This is a genomic window from Oceanibacterium hippocampi (genome assembly GCF_900172325.1).
In the GTDB taxonomy this organism is placed as follows: domain Bacteria; phylum Pseudomonadota; class Alphaproteobacteria; order Sneathiellales; family Sneathiellaceae; genus Oceanibacterium; species Oceanibacterium hippocampi.
On record NZ_FWFR01000001.1, the window covers coordinates 1,749,816 to 1,767,417 of the forward strand.

17 protein-coding genes and 4 tRNA genes are annotated in these 17,602 nt (G+C 65.5%); 16 read left to right on the top strand and 5 right to left on the bottom strand.

Annotated features, from left to right (window positions below; translation table 11 throughout):
* Positions 1-74: 74 nt before the first annotated feature.
* Complete coding sequence (locus OCH7691_RS08225; protein ID WP_085882861.1) at positions 75-968, top strand: RNA polymerase factor sigma-32; 894 nt, start codon at positions 75-77, stop codon at positions 966-968.
* 61 nt (positions 969-1,029) lie between these two features.
* Here the strand turns inward: OCH7691_RS08225 and OCH7691_RS08230 are convergent, their stop codons facing one another.
* Positions 1,030-1,701, bottom strand: coding sequence for an SOS response-associated peptidase (locus tag OCH7691_RS08230; protein ID WP_085882862.1), 672 nt, complete (start codon positions 1,699-1,701; stop codon positions 1,030-1,032).
* 309 nt (positions 1,702-2,010) lie between these two features.
* Between OCH7691_RS08230 and OCH7691_RS08235 the strand changes: the two genes are divergently transcribed.
* Positions 2,011-2,259: a hypothetical protein gene (locus OCH7691_RS08235; protein ID WP_085882864.1), complete on the top strand. Its 249-nt coding sequence runs from the start codon at positions 2,011-2,013 to the stop codon at positions 2,257-2,259.
* Here the strand turns inward: OCH7691_RS08235 and OCH7691_RS08240 are convergent.
* On the bottom strand, positions 2,214-2,954 hold the full coding sequence (locus OCH7691_RS08240) for a cytochrome c biogenesis CcdA family protein (RefSeq protein ID WP_085882865.1): 741 nt from the start codon (positions 2,952-2,954) through the stop codon (positions 2,214-2,216). The two genes, OCH7691_RS08235 and OCH7691_RS08240, sit on opposite strands and share 46 nt — an antisense overlap.
* A 146-nt stretch (positions 2,955-3,100) precedes the next feature.
* On the opposite strand from OCH7691_RS08240, the gene OCH7691_RS08245 reads away from it, so the two are divergent.
* A complete protein-coding gene (locus OCH7691_RS08245; protein WP_085882867.1) occupies positions 3,101-4,075 on the top strand; it encodes an NADPH:quinone oxidoreductase family protein in 975 nt (324 codons plus the stop codon).
* A gap of 112 nt (positions 4,076-4,187) precedes the next feature.
* On the opposite strand, the gene OCH7691_RS08250 is transcribed toward OCH7691_RS08245, so the two are convergent.
* Positions 4,188-4,514 (bottom strand): ArsR/SmtB family transcription factor, encoded by a 327-nt coding sequence (locus OCH7691_RS08250; protein WP_085882868.1) that lies wholly within the window; start codon positions 4,512-4,514, stop codon positions 4,188-4,190.
* 427 nt (positions 4,515-4,941) lie between these two features.
* On the opposite strand from OCH7691_RS08250, the gene OCH7691_RS08255 reads away from it, so the two are divergent.
* Positions 4,942-5,769, top strand: coding sequence for a phosphodiesterase (locus tag OCH7691_RS08255; protein ID WP_217807863.1), 828 nt, complete (start codon positions 4,942-4,944; stop codon positions 5,767-5,769).
* 297 nt (positions 5,770-6,066) lie between these two features.
* Positions 6,067-6,684 carry a PEP-CTERM sorting domain-containing protein gene (locus tag OCH7691_RS08260; protein ID WP_085882869.1) on the top strand — a complete coding sequence of 206 codons (618 nt, stop codon included), beginning with the start codon at positions 6,067-6,069 and terminating at the stop codon, positions 6,682-6,684.
* Positions 6,685-6,805: 121 nt separating this feature from the next.
* On the opposite strand, the gene OCH7691_RS08265 is transcribed toward OCH7691_RS08260, so the two are convergent.
* Positions 6,806-6,881, bottom strand: a tRNA-Thr gene (locus tag OCH7691_RS08265).
* Positions 6,882-6,956: 75 nt separating this feature from the next.
* On the bottom strand, positions 6,957-7,928 hold the full coding sequence (locus tag OCH7691_RS08270) for a TrmH family RNA methyltransferase (RefSeq protein WP_085883567.1): 972 nt from the start codon (positions 7,926-7,928) through the stop codon (positions 6,957-6,959).
* A 159-nt stretch (positions 7,929-8,087) separates the two neighbouring features.
* On the opposite strand from OCH7691_RS08270, the gene OCH7691_RS08275 reads away from it, so the two are divergent.
* The 11 genes from OCH7691_RS08275 (at position 8,088) to rpoB (ending at position 17,599) form a co-directional block, all read left to right on the top strand.
* A tRNA-Tyr gene (locus tag OCH7691_RS08275) sits at positions 8,088-8,172 on the top strand.
* A 97-nt stretch (positions 8,173-8,269) separates the two neighbouring features.
* A tRNA-Gly gene (locus tag OCH7691_RS08280) sits at positions 8,270-8,343 on the top strand.
* 146 nt (positions 8,344-8,489) lie between these two features.
* Positions 8,490-9,680: an elongation factor Tu gene (tuf, locus tag OCH7691_RS08285; RefSeq protein WP_085882870.1), complete on the top strand. Its 1,191-nt coding sequence runs from the start codon at positions 8,490-8,492 to the stop codon at positions 9,678-9,680.
* 145 nt (positions 9,681-9,825) lie between these two features.
* Positions 9,826-9,901: transfer RNA gene (locus tag OCH7691_RS08290), tRNA-Trp, on the top strand.
* Positions 9,902-10,019: 118 nt separating this feature from the next.
* Positions 10,020-10,217, top strand: a complete 198-nt coding sequence (secE, locus tag OCH7691_RS08295; protein WP_085882871.1) for a preprotein translocase subunit SecE — start codon at positions 10,020-10,022, stop codon at positions 10,215-10,217.
* A gap of 4 nt (positions 10,218-10,221) precedes the next feature.
* Positions 10,222-10,752: a transcription termination/antitermination protein NusG gene (nusG, locus tag OCH7691_RS08300; RefSeq protein ID WP_085882872.1), complete on the top strand. Its 531-nt coding sequence runs from the start codon at positions 10,222-10,224 to the stop codon at positions 10,750-10,752.
* Positions 10,753-10,861: 109 nt separating this feature from the next.
* Positions 10,862-11,290 (top strand): 50S ribosomal protein L11, encoded by a 429-nt coding sequence (rplK, locus tag OCH7691_RS08305; protein ID WP_085882873.1) that lies wholly within the window; start codon positions 10,862-10,864, stop codon positions 11,288-11,290.
* Positions 11,291-11,294: 4 nt separating this feature from the next.
* Positions 11,295-11,993, top strand: coding sequence for a 50S ribosomal protein L1 (gene rplA, locus OCH7691_RS08310; protein WP_085882874.1), 699 nt, complete (start codon positions 11,295-11,297; stop codon positions 11,991-11,993).
* A gap of 287 nt (positions 11,994-12,280) precedes the next feature.
* Positions 12,281-12,799 carry a 50S ribosomal protein L10 gene (rplJ, locus tag OCH7691_RS08315; RefSeq protein ID WP_085882875.1) on the top strand — a complete coding sequence of 173 codons (519 nt, stop codon included), beginning with the start codon at positions 12,281-12,283 and terminating at the stop codon, positions 12,797-12,799.
* A 43-nt stretch (positions 12,800-12,842) separates the two neighbouring features.
* Complete coding sequence (gene rplL / locus OCH7691_RS08320) at positions 12,843-13,226, top strand: 50S ribosomal protein L7/L12 (protein WP_085882877.1); 384 nt, start codon at positions 12,843-12,845, stop codon at positions 13,224-13,226.
* A gap of 275 nt (positions 13,227-13,501) precedes the next feature.
* Positions 13,502-17,599, top strand: a complete 4,098-nt coding sequence (rpoB, locus tag OCH7691_RS08325) for a DNA-directed RNA polymerase subunit beta (RefSeq protein WP_085883568.1) — start codon at positions 13,502-13,504, stop codon at positions 17,597-17,599.
* Positions 17,600-17,602: the final 3 nt, after the last annotated feature.

Below are 17,602 nucleotides of genomic sequence, written 5' to 3' on the forward strand. Positions count from 1 at the left end.
TCCGCTCCCATATAGTATCGACCCAATACCAACGGGTCGCCCGACGCGGCCCGACAGGTTCAGGAGCTTGCAAGATGGCCACGCAGGATTTCAGGACAGAGCGCAACCACGACCGGGAATTCGTCGCCAAGGCGATGGGAATCCCGCTGCTCAGCGAGGAAGAGGAAATCGACCTCGCGGTGCGCTGGCGCGATCAGCATGACGAGAAGGCGCTGCATCGCATGGTTTCCGCCTATATGCGCCTGGTGATCTCGACCGCTTCCAAATTCCGCAATTACGGCTTGCCGCTCGGCGACCTGGTGCAGGAAGGCAATGTCGGCCTGATGCTCGCCGCCGCCCGCTTCGATCCGACCCGCGAGGTCCGTTTCTCGACCTATGCGAGCTGGTGGATCCGCTCGGCGATGCAGGAGTTCGTCCTGCGCAACTGGTCGATCGTCCGCACCGGCACGAGCGCGGCGCAGAAGTCGCTGTTCTTCAATCTGCGCTGGCTGCGGGCCAAGATCGAGGGCCGCCCCGGCGAACTCAGCGTCGAGGAGGCGAAGGCGGAACTGGCGCGCCAACTCAACGTCAATGTCGACCAGGTCTCGGCGATGGACGAACGGCTCTCGCGCCGCGACCAGTCGCTCAACCAGCCGGTCGGTGAATCGGGCGGCGAGGAATGGGGTTCCTTCATCGCCGACGACGCCGACGGGCCGGAAACGCAGGCGATCCGCAACCGCGACAACGAGATCCAGTCGCGCTGGCTGAAGGCGGCGCTGGCCGAACTCAGCGACCGCGAGCAGCTGATCATCAATCGCCGGCGTCTGCAGGAGGACCGCTCGACGCTCGAGGAGCTCGGCGGCCAGCTCGGCATCACCAAGGAGCGGGTCCGCCAGATCGAGCACAAGGCGTTCGAGAAGCTTCGCAGCTCGGTGCTGCGGATCTCCCGCCAGGCGGTCGACGGCGGGCCGATGGCCTACGTGAACTGAACCCGGACCGGCGCGGCCGGAACGGCTTCCCGGGACCTCCCGGCGCCGTCCGGCCGCTGCCTCAGAACAGCGTCCCGGCAGGCTTGATCGGCTCGATCAGGCCGGGATGGTCGTTCCGCACGTTGCCGATTGCCCGGTCGATCCGGTGGCACTCGGTCTCCGTTGCCGGCCAGGGCTGCAGGGCTTCCGCATCGGCGATCCCGCGCAGCCAGGTCCTGTAAAGCCCCGGGGCGAGGATCACCGGCATGCGCGGATGGATGTCCCGGATCCGCTCGTTCGCCGTGGTGGTGATGATCGTGTAGGTCAGGATCGTTTCGCCGTCCGGCGCGCGCCAGCTCTCCCAGAGCCCGGCGAAGGCGAACAGCTTGAAATCGCGAATCCCGATCCGCCACGGCTGCTTGCCGTCAGGGGTCTTTTCCCATTCGTAGAAGGCGTCGGCCGGCACCAGGCATCGCCGCTGGCGGTAGGCGCTGCGGAAGGACGGCTTCTCGGCGACCGTCTCGGCCCGGGCGTTGATGGTATGGGCCGCGATCCCATCGTCCCGCGCCCAGGACGGGATCAGTCCCCAGCGCATGGTGACCAGTTCCGGCGTGCCGTTCTCGCCGCTCCGGATGACCGGTGCGGTCTGGGTCGGCGCGATGTTGTAGCGCGGGCCGACATTCGGCATTCCGGAAAAGCCGAAGAGCTGGCGCATGGCCTCGGTCGGGCTGGTCAGGCTGTAGCGTCCGCACATGGTCGGACGATAGCACGGATGCGTGGCCGCTGACGACGGCGCCGCGTGGCGTCCCGCAGCCCGGCCCGGCCGGCGCCGGGCGCTGTCCGGGCGCCGTTCGCGTCAGCGGCGGACTGCCGCGACGGTGAACGCGTTCACATGTATCGGAACGATATATATTGTTTTGGTCGCCAAGCTGGTTATCTCCAGGACATCAGGATTAACGAGCGTTAGCGCTTCCACTTTGAACCGTCCGTCGTTCGATTTGTCGCGTCGAAGCGAACGCTCCCGTGGGCCGAAGCGGCCCTCGCAAGATAAGGAATGTGAACGATGTTTCGCGAAGTGGCTTCGGCCTGGCTTCTGGCGCTGTTCTTTGTCGCCATTCTTGGAATCAGTTCGCTCGGCGTGCTGACGGAAGAGAACAAGAGCCGCCTGACGATGCAGGACCCTGCCCGCGACGACGGCCGGGTCGTGATGCAGATCGATCCCGTGGTGCCGTCGCTGGTCGTCCCGTCCGGCAGCGAATGGCGCGGTCAGCCGATCTCGGCGAGCCCGGGGAAAAGCTCGATCATCCAGTAGGCGAGCACCTGGAACTGGTTGAAGAAGATCAGGAGGCCGGTGGCGACGAGCATGCCGCCGGCCGCCAGTTCGACCTTGTGCATGTGGCGGCGGAAGCGGGCCGCGAAACGCATGAAGGGGTTGATCGCCAGCGCGGCGAGCAGGAACGGGATGCCGAGGCCGAGCGAGTAGACGGTCAGCAGCGAGACCCCGTAGCCGAGCCGGTCGCTTGACGCGGCGATCGTCAGGATGGTCGCCAGGATCGGGCCGATGCAGGGCGTCCAGCCGAAGCCGAAGGCGAGCCCGGCGACATAGGCGCCGACCGGGCCGGCCGGCCGCTTGCCGCCCTGGAAGCGCGCTTCCCTGTTGAGCAGCGGGATCCGGAAGAGGCCCATGAAATGCAGGCCGAAGATCACGATCAGCGCACCGGCGATCTTCGAGATCACGTCGAGATGCTGGTAGAGCAGCCGGCTGACCGCCGAGGCGGAGGCGCCGAGCAGGACGAACACGGTCGAGAAGCCGATCACGAAGACCAGCGACATCGCCACCACCCGCCAGTCGATCCGCGGCCGGTCCTCTCTCTCGCCGACCATTTCCTCCAGCGAGGTCCCGGCGACGAAGCAGAGATAGGCCGGCACCAGCGGCAGAACGCAGGGGCTGAGAAAACTGACCAGCCCGCCAACGGCGGCGACGGTGTAGGTAATTTCGACGGCCATGGAACCCTGAACCCGTGCTTGGCGGAAACTGTCGCCTGATGACCTATCCCCTGACACAACCGGCGACCAGTAACAACTGCGTCAATTCCGCGCTATACCCGTCATCAATATAGTGTGTTCGGACAGTACGGGGATGCGGCAGCGACATGAAGGGGATGATCTGCGAACGCCTGGACGGGCCCCGGGCGCTTCGCCTCGCGGACTGGCCGGCGGTGCCGCCCGGGCCGGGCGAGGTCCGGGTCGCACTGCAGGCCGCCGGCGTCAATTATCCGGACCTCCTGATGACCCGTGGCGGCTACCAGCACAAGCCGGCCCTGCCCTTCGCGCCGGGCATGGAAGGGGCGGGCGTCGTGGCCGAGATCGGTCCCGGCGTCGAGGGTTTCGCGGTCGGCCAGCCGGTCGCGGTGACGGCGCGCAGCGGCACCTTTGCCGATACCATCACCGTGCCGGCCGACGCATTGCTGGCACTCGCGCCCGGGACCGACCCGGCTGTCGCCGCGGCGCTGCCGGTGGCGATCAAGACGGCGCATGTCTCGCTCGTCCGGCGCGCGCGGCTGCGCGCGGGCGAATGGCTGCTGGTACACGGCGCGGCGGGCGGGGTCGGCGCCGCGACCGTGGTTCTCGGCAAGCGCCTGGGGGCCCGGGTCATCGCCGCCGGCTCGACCGCCGCGAAACGCGACTTCCTGCGCGAACTCGGCGCCGACCGGGTGATCGATGCCGAGCCCGGCTTCGCCGCCCGGGTCAACGAAATTACCGACGGGCAGGGTGCGGACGTGGTGTTCGACCCGGTCGGCGGCGCGGTGTTCGAGGAAAGCGTGCAGTGCCTGGCGCAGCGCGGCCGGCTGCTGATCGTCGGTTTCGCGGGCGGCACCTTCGGCGTGCCGGACCTGCAGAGGCTGCAACGCGGGGAGGGGCAATTGATCGGTGTGAGGGCCGGCGAGATCGGCCGCCGCGACCCGGCGGTCGGTGCCGCGAGCCGGGCGGCGATGCGCGAACTGCTGGTCGCGCCGGAGTTTGCCCCGATCGTCCGGGAAAGCCTGCCGCTCGACGACGCTGCGATGGCGCTGGAACGGCTCGACGGACGCCGGGCGATCGGCAAGATCGTGCTCCGGACCGCTTGAGCGGATCGCTCGACATTGCCGGCCGCCGCGTGCGTTGACGGGCAGCCTGGGCATAGAAAAAGCGCCGGGGGCGAACCGCGGCGCTTCTTCCGTTCGGCGGTGGCCAGTTCGGTCAGGCGACCTGGGCCAGTCCGTCCTTCTCTTCCTTTCCGAGGTAGATGTCGGAAAGCAGTTCGAGAACCTCGACGACCGACTCGCTGTTCAGCGAATAATAGATCGTCTGGGCTTCGCGCCGGGTCTTCACCAGGTCCTCGCGGCGAAGCCGGGCGAGATGCTGGGACAGGGCCGACTGGCTGAGCCCGACAATGCGTTCCAGCTCCCCGACGGAGCGCTCGCAATCGACGAGATTGCAGAGCACCATGAGCCGGTGCTTGTTGCTCATTGCCTTGAGGAAGCGGCTCGCGTCCTGAGCCTTGTCTTGCAACGATTGAATGGACATTGGCGCCTCATACGAGAAATCTACGACTGATAACGACGCATTTTGATAAGCTGATATAGCCTTTCGTGAACAACATGCAAGCGAAAATCCTCGATATTATTGCAACAAAGTGTAACCGGCGGAAAGAAACAGGGTTAGAGATCAAAGCCCTGACAGGGAGTGATGAAAAACACGAAAGATCATGCCTCGTCGTCTCTGAGTTATTGAAATAATCGTTCGGGACACTGCGTCATTTTGCCTCGGTCTGTTCACGAACCGGTGAATGACGACTTTCACCTTTCGGAATAGGCCGCGCGGCGTCTCTGTGCCGGGAAGCCTCGGTTCCGCTACGTCAGGTGGCGCGGCACATGTCCCGGGAGGCACTCTGGCTATTCGTCGGGCGGCCCGTCTATAGTGCGCGCGCTCAATCTTGACGTCCGACGCAAGAATGGATCGCCATATGCTCATCGCCCAGATTTCCGACCTGCATGTCCTCGAGCCCGGCGAACTGCAGTTCGGCCAGTTCGATACGAACGCGGCCCTGGGCCGCGCGGTCGACACGATCCGCGCCCTTAACCCGCGCCCGGACATCGTGCTGGCGACCGGCGACCTGACCGACCACGGGACGATTTCCGAATACGAGATGCTGGCCGAGATCCTGACGCCGCTGACGATGCCGTTCTATCTGCTGCCGGGCAATCACGACCTGGCGCCGTTCATCAAGTCGGCCTTCCCCGACCATGACTATCTGCCCGACCGGGGGCGACTGAATTACGTGATCGACGACCACCCGGTCCGGCTGGTCGGCCTCGACACCGCGGTGCCGGGCGAGATCGGCGGCAGCCTGGGCGAGGAGGGGCTCGCCTTTCTCGACGGGACGCTGGCCGCCGCGCCCGACCGGCCGACCGTCGTCTTCATGCATCACCCGCCCTTCCTGACCGGCATCGCTGGCATGGACCGCTACAACTGCGCCGACGGCGATGCGATGGCGGCCATCGTCGCCCGCAACCCGCAGGTCGAGCGCGTGCTCTGCGGCCATTGCCACCGTCCGATCCAGACCCGCTGGGCGGGAACCCTGGCCTCGGTCTGCCCGAGCGTCGCGCCGCCGATCGAATTCAACCTGGTTCCCGACAGCGGCGTGCGCCTGACCTTCGAGCCGGCGGCGATCCAGCTTCATCTTTGGCGGCCGGAAATCGGCGTCGTCAGCCACATGGTCTATGCCGAGGATTTCGGTGAGCCGCTGATGGTCCTGCCGCCGTCGAACGGCGAAGCTTGACCGCACGCCGTGCTGCGCAAGAGTGTCAGGATACTTGACAAATCGCGCATTTTCGGGAATTTCCTCGTTGAATCAAGAGATTGGTGGGATTCGCGGAGGCATTCCGGCCGGATGATTACCGGAAATTCTGACAACACTCCGGCGTCTGATCTATCGGGAATTCTGTAAGCGATTGAAATTATTCAGAAAATGAAAAATGGCACGCGGTTTGCGTGTGTGACTACCGAAATTAGCTTTATTGGTGTAAACCGGCCGAATGAACGTGCCGGAACCCAGTGAGTGACAGGAGAATAAATAATGTTTCGTCTCTCGTTCCTTTCGCTTTCCGCCGCCGTCGTGATGGTTGCCTCGGCCGCGGGATTCAGCGCTGCCGAGGCATCGCCGGTGCTGTTCTGCAAGGACGGCCCGGGCATCGATCTGGCGGCGACCGGGTGCATTTCCGGCACCTCCCGGCATTACCCGAACGGCGGCGACGGCATCTACAGCAATGCCGGCGGCGGCGATGACGAGGCTGCGGTCGAGGCGGCGATCCTCGCGGCGACCGGCAGCGCGGTCGATCTCAGCCTCTATGGCAAGAGCGACTCGAATGCGGCCCTGTTCTCGTTCACGCCGCTTGGCGGCGGTTTGCTGACCGGGTCACAGTCGGGCGGCTGGTCGGTGCTCGACGGGACGCTGATCGCCTACATCACGATCAAGGCGGCGAATTCCTTCGCGCTGTACGAGATCGACCCGATGTCCGCGACCGGCTCCTACACGACCGCCGGCATCCTGAACAACGGCGGCCAGCAGCCGTCGGTCTCGCATATCAGCTTCTGGCTTGCCAGCGGCGGCGATACGCAGATCCCGGAGCCCGCGGCCCTGCTGATCTTCGGCGCGGCGCTGGCCGGTCTCGGCCTGGCGCGTCGCAAGGCCTGATGCGGCGAGGAGCGCCGGAACCCGGCGCTCCAACCCGACGATCGACGGAACAATGAGGATAAGGCGGCCCGCCGGGGCCGCCTTTTCTTTTTGCGTCATCGCAGAGTGGGGTGGGGGATGATGGTGCCGGCAGCAGGACTTGAACCCGCAACCTACCGCTTACAAGGCGGTTGCTCTACCAGTTGAGCTATGCCGGCACCGGGCGCCGCGGGCGACGCGCCGCCAAACTAGTCGCGCCGGCCGCCGCGGACAAGTCTCAAGCGTCGCGTCGTTCAGTCCCGCCGGACCCGGGTCAGCTCGTAGAGCGCGACCGCGGCGGCGTTGGAAACGTTCAGGCTTTCCATGCCCGCCTCGATCGGCAGGCGGGCGAGGATGTCGCAATTCTCCCGGGTCAGCCGGCGCAGGCCCTTTTCCTCGGCGCCGAGCACCAGCGCCACCGGCTGGCGGTCGCGCGGCCGGGCCGCCGAAAGATCGTGGCTGGCCTCGCCGTCCAGGCCGATCCGCCAGTATCCGCAGTCGGCCAGCTTGTCGAGCGCGCGCGCGAGGTTGACCTCGCGCAGCAGTGGCACGATCTCGAGCGCGCCGGAGGCGGCCTTGGCGAGGCTGCCGAGCGGCGGAGGCGCGTTGCGGTCGGTCATGATCACGGCGAGCGCGCCGAAGGCGGCGGCGGAGCGCAGGATCGCGCCGACATTCTGCGGGTCGAGCACCTGGTCGAGGACGAGCGCGACGGCGCCGTCGCGGCGGGCGCAGACCTGTTCCAGCGATGGCCAGTCGAGCGGCTCGGCATCGAGCGCGATGCCCTGGTGCACGGCGCCGGGGCCGAGTTCGCGGTCGAGCCGTTCGCGTTCGACGATCGTCGGTGCCTCGAGCCCGGCGGGGAGCGCCGCGCCGTCGGCCTCGAGCCGCCGCCAGGCCTCGCGCGTGACCAGCAGGCGCCGGCAGCGCCGGGCCGGGTTCGCGAGCGCCGCGGCGACCGCGTGCGGCCCGTAGAGCCAGGGACGATCGGCGAACTTCCTGTGTTTTCCGCGGCGCTCGTCCGGTTTCGCCTTGCGGCCCCCTTCGCTGCCCGGATTACCGTCGTCGACGCGACCTTCGCCGGCCTTGCCGCGCCGGGAATCGCCGTGGCCGCCGGGGCGGGGCGACGGGCGCGGGGCGCCGGACCTGTCGCCGGCGCTGCCGCCCGACCTGTTGCCACCGGTGGTGGCGCCGCGACCGGAGCCGGCCTGCCTGTTGCGTGATGTCATGCCGCGGCTTATATTGATATGGTTCAAGGAGAACAAGCTTGTTCGGGCGGCCCTTTCGAAAGGGCCGAACGGGCGGCCTCGTTCGCCCTTTTTGCGGTTGACAATCGACGTTAAACGTCGATATTGCCGCACACCTTCGGGCCGTGGCGAAAACCGTCAGGAGGGGTGCCAGAGCGGTTAAATGGGACGGGCTGTAAACCCGTTGGCTTAGCCTACGTTGGTTCGAATCCAACCCCCTCCACCATCGCCACCGGTTTCGGGTCGGCGGTGACTGGCCGGATCGCCAGGGTCCGGAATGCCGGGGGGCGGTTCGCATCGGCGACAGTGAAGCCTGATACAGGGCGGGCGTAGCTCAATGGTAGAGCAACAGCCTTCCAAGCTGATGACGGGGGTTCGATTCCCCTCGCCCGCTCCACGATCCCCGCGCGGACGGGGCGGTCGGGGAGTTTCCTTCGGAGCCCTAATTCCGCAGGATTTGGACTATTCGCCGACGGCCGATCGTTACGGTCGTCATTCGGTTGGATTGGAAGTTGGTTCGGACGGTTCAGGAACGCTGATAACATGGCAAAAGCGAAGTTTGCGCGCACGAAGCCGCACTGCAACATCGGGACGATCGGTCACGTTGACCATGGCAAGACGTCGCTGACGGCCGCGATCACGAAGGTGATGGCGGAGACCGGCGGCGCGACGTTCACGGCCTATGATCAGATCGACAAGGCGCCGGAAGAGAAGGCGCGCGGGATCACGATCTCGACCTCTCACGTTGAGTATGAGACGGCGAATCGTCATTACGCCCATGTCGATTGCCCGGGCCACGCCGACTATGTGAAGAACATGATCACCGGCGCGGCGCAGATGGACGGCGCGATCCTTGTGGTGTCGGCGGCGGACGGCCCGATGCCGCAGACCCGCGAGCATATCCTCCTGGCCCGCCAGGTCGGCGTTCCGGCGATCGTGGTGTACCTGAACAAGGTCGACCAGGTCGATGACGAGGAGCTGCTGGAACTGGTCGAGCTCGAGGTTCGCGAGCTTCTGTCGTCCTATGACTTCCCGGGCGACGACATCCCGGTGATCAAGGGTTCGGCGCTGGTGGCGCTGGAGGACGGCGACCCGAAGATGGGCGCGCAGTCGGTCATCGAGCTGATGAAGGCGGTCGACGAGTTCATCCCGCAGCCGGAGCGTCCGAAGGACCAGCCGTTCCTGATGCCGATCGAGGACGTGTTCTCGATCTCGGGTCGCGGCACGGTGGTGACCGGTCGTGTCGAGCGCGGCATCGTGAAGGTCGGCGACGAGGTCGAGATCATCGGCATCCGTCCGACGACGAAGACGATCTGCACCGGCGTGGAGATGTTCCGCAAGCTGCTCGACCAGGGCGAGGCGGGCGACAACGTGGGCGTCCTTCTGCGCGGCACGAAGCGCGACGACGTGGAGCGCGGCCAGGTCCTGGCCAAGCCGGGTTCGATCACGCCGCACACGAAGTTCAAGGCCGAGGCCTACATCCTGAACAAGGACGAGGGTGGCCGTCACACGCCGTTCTTCACCAACTACCGTCCGCAGTTCTACTTCCGCACGACCGACGTGACGGGCGTGGTGTCGCTGCCGGAGGGGATCGAGATGGTGATGCCGGGTGACAACGTGTCGATGGATGTCGAGCTGATCGCGCCGATCGCCATGGACGAGGGCCTGCGCTTCGCGATCCGCGAAGGCGGCCGCACCGTCGGCGCCGGCGTCGTCGCCAAGATCATCGAGTAAACGGTTTGCGGGGCGGGCCGGCGGCTTGCCGTCGGCCCCTCGCGACGAGGAAGGACAAGGCGAATACGGTCGCGTCGGCCGGTTGGCCGGAAGCGGCAAAGGCCAGAAGCGGGAACCGGGCATTCCGGGACCGTTCGGTGCCCCTAGGAGTGTAGCTCAACTGGTAGAGCACCGGTCTCCAAAACCGGGGGTTGGGGGTTCGAGCCCCTCCACTCCTGCCAGGGCGGCGGGGCCGACAAGAGAACGTGGTGACAGGACGCCAGGGCCGAACGTTTGGTGCGAACCGGACGACGCGGACTGGCGTGATGGCCGTTTCGGACTAAGGACAGATTGACAGCGATGGCTAAGGTTTCCCCAGGCGAGTTCATCAGGCAGGTCCGTCAGGAAACCTCCAAGGTGACATGGCCGACCCGCAAGGAGACGCTCGTGACCACCGGGATGGTGTTCGCGATGGTTTTCGCATCGGCGATCTTCTTCTTCCTGGTTGACCTGGTTCTCAGCGAGGCAATCAAGCTTATTCTTCAGGTCGGGGGCTGAGACGATGGCCGCACGCTGGTATATCGTTCACGTCTACTCCGGCTTCGAGAAGAAGGTGGCGCAGTCGATCCGCGAACAGTCGGTGTCGAAGGGCATGGCGTCGCTGTTCGAGGAGGTCCTGGTCCCGGTCGAGGAAGTCGTCGAGATGCGCCGCGGCCAGAAGGTCAATGCCGAGCGCAAGTTCTTCCCGGGCTACGTGATGGTCAAGATGGACCTGACCGACGAGAGCTATCACCTGGTCAAGAACACGGCGAAGGTGACCGGCTTCCTTGGAACCGGCAACAAGCCGATGGCGATTTCCGAGAAGGAAGCCGCCCAGGTCGTGCGCCAGGTGCAGGAGGGCATCGAGCGCCCGAAGCCGTCCGTCACCTTCGAGGTCGGCGAGCAGGTCCGGGTCAGCGACGGTCCCTTCACCTCCTTCAACGGTTACGTCGAGGAGGTCGACGAGGAACGGGCGCGGCTCAAGGTCTCGGTGTCGATCTTCGGCCGGGCGACCCCGGTCGAACTGGAATATTCGCAGGTCGAGAAGACCTGAGAGACTGAATACGCCGCCGGTGGCGGTGTCGCGCGTGGGAGGCTCGCCATGGCCGCACCACGCATTCTTCGACAGGGCCGGATGATCCGGCGGGCAAGAGGAAGCAGGAATGGCAAAGAAGATTTCCGGCTATATCAAGCTGCAAGTGCCGGCAGGCAAGGCGAACCCGTCGCCGCCGATCGGCCCGGCGCTCGGCCAGAACGGCGTCAACATCATGGAGTTCTGCAAGGCGTTCAACGCCCAGACGCAGAACATGGAGCCCGGCATCCCGCTGCCGACGGTGATCACCGTCTACGGCGACCGCTCGTTCTCGTTCGTCACCAAGACCCCGCCGGCGACCTACTTCCTGAAGAAGGCGGCGAACCTGCCCAAGGGCGGGGCGACGCCGGGTCGCGCGGAAGCCGGTTCGGTCACGATCGACCAGGTGCGCGAGATCGCCGAGGCGAAGATGGCCGATCTGAACGCGTTCGACATCGACGCGGCGATCGAGATCATCAAGGGCTCGGCCCGTTCCATGGGCCTGAAGGTGGTGGGTTAAGATCATGGCAAAGCTAGCGAAGCGCATTAAGGCCAACCGCGACCTGGTCGACCCCGACAAGCATTACGGGCTCGACGAGGCGATCAAGCTGGTCAAGCAGGCAGCCCCCGCCCGGTTCGACGAGACCGTCGAGCTGGCGCTGAATCTCGGTGTCGATCCGCGCCACGCCGACCAGATGGTGCGCGGTGTGATCCGCCTGCCGAAGGGCACGGGCAAGTCGGTTCGCGTCGCCGTGTTTGCCCGTGGCGACAAGGCGGCCGAGGCCGAGGCGGCCGGTGCCGACCTGGTCGGCGCCGAGGATCTGGCGGAGAAGGTGCAGAACGGCGAGATCGATTTCGACCGCTGCATCGCGACCCCGGACATGATGGCCGTCGTCGGCCGGCTCGGCAAGGTGCTCGGCCCGCGCGGCCTGATGCCGAACCCGAAGCTCGGCACGGTGACCCCGAACGTCAAGCAGGCGATCGAGGATGCCAAGGGCGGCCAGATCGAGTTCCGCGTCGAGAAGGCCGGCATCATCCATGCCGGCGTCGGCAAGGTCAGCTTCAGCGAGGCCGACCTGACGGAGAACGTCCGCGCCTTCGTGGACGCGGTCGTCCGGGCCCGCCCGAGCGGCGCCAAGGGTACCTATCTGAACAAGGTCGCCATCTCCTCGACGATGGGACCGGGAATCAGGATCGCGGTCGCCAGCCTTTCGGCCGGCTGATCGTCAAGAGTTGCCGGTGCCGTTCGCGGCGCCGGTTGGAGGACCGGTTTCGGCCGGTCGTCCGTCCTGTCCGAGACTGCAGGTGCCGCCGGTGCAGGCCGGTGGCTTAATGGGGGCTTCGGCCGCTGCCTGGATAGACGGGGTCACAAGGATATTCTGTCGGGTCCGCCGACAGGGTTCCGCATTGGGCCCGTGGACAGGTTTCGCCGGTCCGGATTCGTCCGGGCCATTGTCAACGGGCTGCAAGGGGCTTCCCGCCCCGAGCGGACCAAGTGTGGAGACGAGCAGTGAACCGAGATCAGAAAGCGGATTGGGTCCGTTCGCTGAACGCGGTCTTCGAGCAGACTGCCGCCGTCGTGGTTACCCACTACAGCGGCATGACCGTGGCGGAGGTCAATGACCTCCGGCGCGAAATGCGGAAGGCCGGCGCCCAGTTCAAAGTTACCAAGAATCGGCTCACCCGGCTCGCTCTCGACGGCACGCCCTATCAAGGCATGGAAGATCTCTTCAAGGGTCCGACCGCGATCGCCTATTCGGACGATCCCGTGTCGGCCTCCAAGGTGGCGGTCGCCTATGCCAAGAAGAACGAAAGGCTCGTCATTCTCGGCGGTGCCATGGGGGCAACGAAGCTCGACGCCGAAGGCGTCAAGCAGCTTGCCACCATGCCCTCGCTGGACGAGCTCCGCGGCAAGATTGTCGGCCTCCTGCAGGCGCCGGCGACCAAGCTCGCCGGTGTCATCCAGGCGCCGGCCAGCCAGCTTGCCCGGGTTATCGACGCGCGTGCCAAACAGAGCGAGGCGGCCTGAAGCCGTCCTCGTCAACGACCTACCGATTTAGGAGACCTGAAAAATGGCGGATCTGGAAAAAATTGCAGAGGATCTTTCCTCTCTGACGGTTCTCGAGGCGGCCGAGCTGGCCAAGATCCTCGAGGAGAAGTGGGGCGTTTCCGCAGCGGCGCCGGTCGCCGTGGCGGCGGCGCCGGGCGCGGCCGCCGGTGGCGAAGCCGCGGCTGCCGAGGAGCAGACGGAATTCAACGTCATCCTCGCCTCCGTTGGTGACAAGAAGATCAACGTGATCAAGGAAGTCCGGGCGATCACCGGGCTTGGCCTCAAGGAGGCCAAGGATCTCGTCGAGGCCGCGCCGAAGGAAGTCAAGGAAGGCGTGAGCAAGGACGAGGCCGCCAAGATCAAGGCGCAACTGGAAGAAGCTGGCGCGACCGTCGAAGTGAAGTAGTGACGGCCTGTGCGGGACTTCAATCCAGTCTCGAATGGTATCCGGGGAGAGCGGTTTCGGCCGCTTTCCCCGATGCTGCCTTGCGATGGGGCTCCATCGCGACGTTCGCCGGGACGCAATCCGGGGTCGCGCCACGACCTTAAGCGCGGGCAAGAGATTTTCGGGCGCCGGGGCTTGTTCCCGGGCGCTCGCGACGGCGTTAACTTGTCGGGGGTTCCGCTGCGCATCGGCGCGCGGGACCACGCCGTACCGACTGTAGGACGGGGATGATCAAGATGCCGCTTTCCTTTACGGGACGTAAGCGCGTTCGCAGGGACTTTGGTCGCATTCCGGAAGTGGCCTCGATGCCCAATCTCATCGAGGTGCAGAAGAATTCTTACGACGCCTTCCTGGAAATGGACATACCGCCGGAACAGCGTTCCGACGACGGCCTGCAGGGCGTGTTCAAGTCGGTCTTCCCGATCGGCGACTTTGCCGGCACGGCGAGTCTCGAGTATGTGAAGTACGATTTCGACCCGCCGAAATACGACGTCGAGGAATGCCAGCAGCGCGGCATGACCTTCGCCGCCGCGCTGAAGGTCACGCTGCGTCTGATCGTCTTCGAGGTCGACCCCGACACCCAGGCGAAGTCCGTTCTCGATATCAAGGAACAGAGCGTCTACATGGGCGACATGCCGCTCATGACGGACAAGGGCACGTTCATCGTCAACGGCACCGAGCGCGTCATCGTCTCGCAGATGCATCGCAGCCCGGGCGTCTTCTTCGACCACGACAAGGGCAAGACCCATTCGAGCGGCAAGCTTCTCTATGCCGCGCGGATCATTCCCTATCGCGGCTCCTGGCTCGATTTCGAGTTCGACGCCAAGGACATCGTGCATGTCCGCATCGACCGGCGCCGCAAGTTGCCGGTGACGGCGCTGCTCTACGCGCTCGGCATGACCCAGGAAGAGATTCTTTCCTACTTCTACAACCGGGTGCTCTATCGCCGCGACAAGCGCGGCTGGCGGACCGAGTTCAACGCCGAGCGGATGCGCGGCGTCCGGGTCGCCCGCGACCTGGTCGACGCCGACGCGATGACCGTCGTCGCCGAGGCCGGCACCAAGCTGAGCCCGCGCAAGGCCAAGAAGATGGTCGAGGACGGGCTCAAGGAACTGCTGGTCACGCCGGAGGATCTGGTCGGTCGCTATTCCGCCGAGGATCTCATCGACGAGAGCACCGGCGAGGTGCATATCGAGGCCGGCGAGGAACTGACGCTCGAATCGATCGAGCGGCTGGAGAAGCTCGGCGTCACCGAACTGGCGACGCTCGATATCGACCACATCAACATCGGCCCGTATATCCGCAACACGATGGCGGTCGACAAGGCGCAGAACCGTGACATGGCGCTGGTCGACATCTACCGCGTGATGCGTCCGGGCGAGCCGCCGACCGAGGAGACGGCGGAGGCGCTGTTCCGGGGCCTGTTCTTCGATTCCGAGCGCTACGACCTGTCCGCGGTCGGCCGGGTCAAGCTCAACATGCGGCTGGAACTGGAGGTCGAGGACACCGTACGCACGCTGCGCAAGGAGGACATCCTCGAGGTCATCCGGACCCTCGTGCAGCTCAAGGACGGCAAGGGCGAGATCGACGACATCGACCATCTCGGCAACCGCCGGGTACGTTCGGTCGGCGAGCTGATGGAGAACCAGTATCGCGTCGGGCTGCTGCGCATGGAGCGGGCGATCCGCGAGCGCATGAGCTCGGTCGAGATCGATACCGTGATGCCGCACGACCTGATCAACGCCAAGCCGGCGGCGGCGGCGGTACGCGAATTCTTCGGGTCCTCGCAGCTCAGCCAGTTCATGGACCAGACCAACCCGCTGTCCGAGATCACCCACAAGCGCCGCCTTTCGGCGCTTGGCCCGGGCGGCCTGACGCGGGAACGGGCCGGGTTCGAGGTTCGCGACGTGCATCCGACCCATTACGGCCGGATCTGCCCGATCGAGACCCCGGAAGGCCCGAACATCGGCCTGATCAACTCGCTGGCGACCTATGCCCGGGTCAACAAGTACGGCTTCATCGAGAGCCCGTACCGGCGCATCAAGGACGGCCAGGTGTCCGGCGACATCGTCTATCTGTCGGCGATGGAGGAGGGGCGCTACACGATCGCCCAGGCCAATGCCGATCTCGACGAGGACGGACGCTTCGTCAACGATCTGGTCAGCTGCCGTCGCGGCGGCGAGTTCGTGATGGCGCAGAAGGAGACGATCAACTTCATCGACGTCTCGCCGAAGCAGCTCGTTTCGGTCGGCGCGGCGCTGATCCCGTTCCTCGAGAACGATGACGCCAACCGCGCGCTGATGGGCTCGAACATGCAGCGCCAGGCGGTGCCGCTGATCAAGGCCGAGGCGCCGTTCGTCGGCACCGGCATGGAATCGGTGGTGGCCCGCGATTCCGGCGTCACTACGGTGGCCCGGCGGGGCGGCATCGTCGACCAGGTCGACGCGACCCGCATCGTCATCCGGGCGACCGAGGAGAAGGACCTGTCGCGCTCCGGCGTCGACATCTACAACCTCCTCAAGTTCCAGCGCTCGAACCAGAACACCTGCATCAACCAGCGCCCGCTGGTGAAGGTGGGCGACATCGTGCAGGCCGGCGACATCGTCGCCGACGGCCCGTCGACGGAACTCGGCGAACTCGCCCTCGGCCGCAACGTGCTGGTCGCGTTCATGCCGTGGAACGGGTACAACTTCGAGGATTCGATCCTGATCTCCGAGCGCATCGTGCGCGATGACGTCTTCACCTCGATCCATATCGAGGAATTCGAGGTCATGGCCCGCGACACCAAGCTCGGGCCGGAGGAAATCACCCGCGACATCCCCAATGTCGGCGAGGAAGGTCTCAAGAATCTCGACGAGGCCGGCATCGTCTATATCGGGGCCGAGGTCCGTCCGAGCGACATCCTGGTCGGCAAGATCACGCCGAAGGGCGAAAGCCCGATGACGCCGGAGGAGAAGCTGCTCCGCGCGATCTTCGGCGAGAAGGCGTCCGACGTCCGCGATACCTCGCTGCGGCTGCCGCCGGGCGTCACCGGCACGGTCGTCGAGGTCAAGGTCTTCAACCGCCATGGCGTCGAGAAGGACGAGCGCGCGCTCGCCATCGAGCGCGACGAGATCCATCGTCTCGGCAAGGACCGCCAGGACGAGCAGATCATCCTCGAGCGCAACATCTACAGCCGGCTTCGCGACCTGCTGATCGGCTCCGACGCGGTTTCCGGTCCGAAGGGCTTCAAGACCAAGGTCAAGATCGAGGCCGAGGCGCTCGACGCGCTGAGCCGCGGCCAGTGGTGGCAGGTGGCGATCGCGGACGAGGCCAAGATGGCCGACATCGAGGCGCTTAAGAAGCAGTATGACGAGGCCATCGGCGCGCTCAATGCCCGCTTCGAGAACAAGGTCGAGAAGCTGCAGCGCGGTGACGAGCTGCCGCCGGGCGTGATGAAGATGGTCAAGGTCTTCGTCGCGGTGAAGCGCAAGCTGCAGCCGGGCGACAAGATGGCCGGCCGGCACGGCAACAAGGGCGTCATCTCCAAGATCGTGAAGATCGAGGACATGCCGTATCTCGACGACGGCACCCAGGTCGACATCGTGCTGAACCCGCTCGGCGTGCCCTCGCGCATGAATGTCGGGCAGATCCTGGAAACCCACCTGGGCTGGGCCAGTCACGGTCTCGGCCTGCAGATCGGCCAGGCGCTCGACGCCATGCGCTACGGCAACGCGACGCTCTCGGATCTTCGCGGCAAGCTTCGCGATGTCTACGGGGACGAGGAATACGACGGCAAGATCGCCGATCTGGACGATCGCGAGATCGTCGAGCTGGGCGAGAACCTGCGGCCCGGCATTCCCTTCGCGACCCCGGTCTTCGACGGGGCGAGCGAGGCCGACATCAACGCCATGCTGGAGCGCGCGGGGCTGCATACTTCGGGGCAGGTGACGCTGACCGACGGCCGCACGGGCGAGACCTTCGCCCGCCCGGTCACCGTCGGCTACATCTACATGCTGAAGCTGCACCATCTTGTCGACGACAAGATCCATGCCCGTTCGATCGGCCCGTACAGCCTGGTCACGCAGCAGCCGCTGGGTGGCAAGGCGCAGTTCGGCGGACAGCGCTTCGGCGAGATGGAGGTCTGGGCCTTGCAGGCCTATGGTGCCGCCTATACCTTGCAGGAAATGCTCACCGTCAAGTCGGACGACGTCGCCGGCCGTACCAAGGTCTACGAATCGATCGTCCGCGGGGACGATACATTCGAGGCAGGTATTCCCGAGAGCTTCAACGTTCTGGTCAAGGAAATGCGATCCTTGGGCCTCAATGTCGATCTGTCGTCGATTGAATATTGAGCG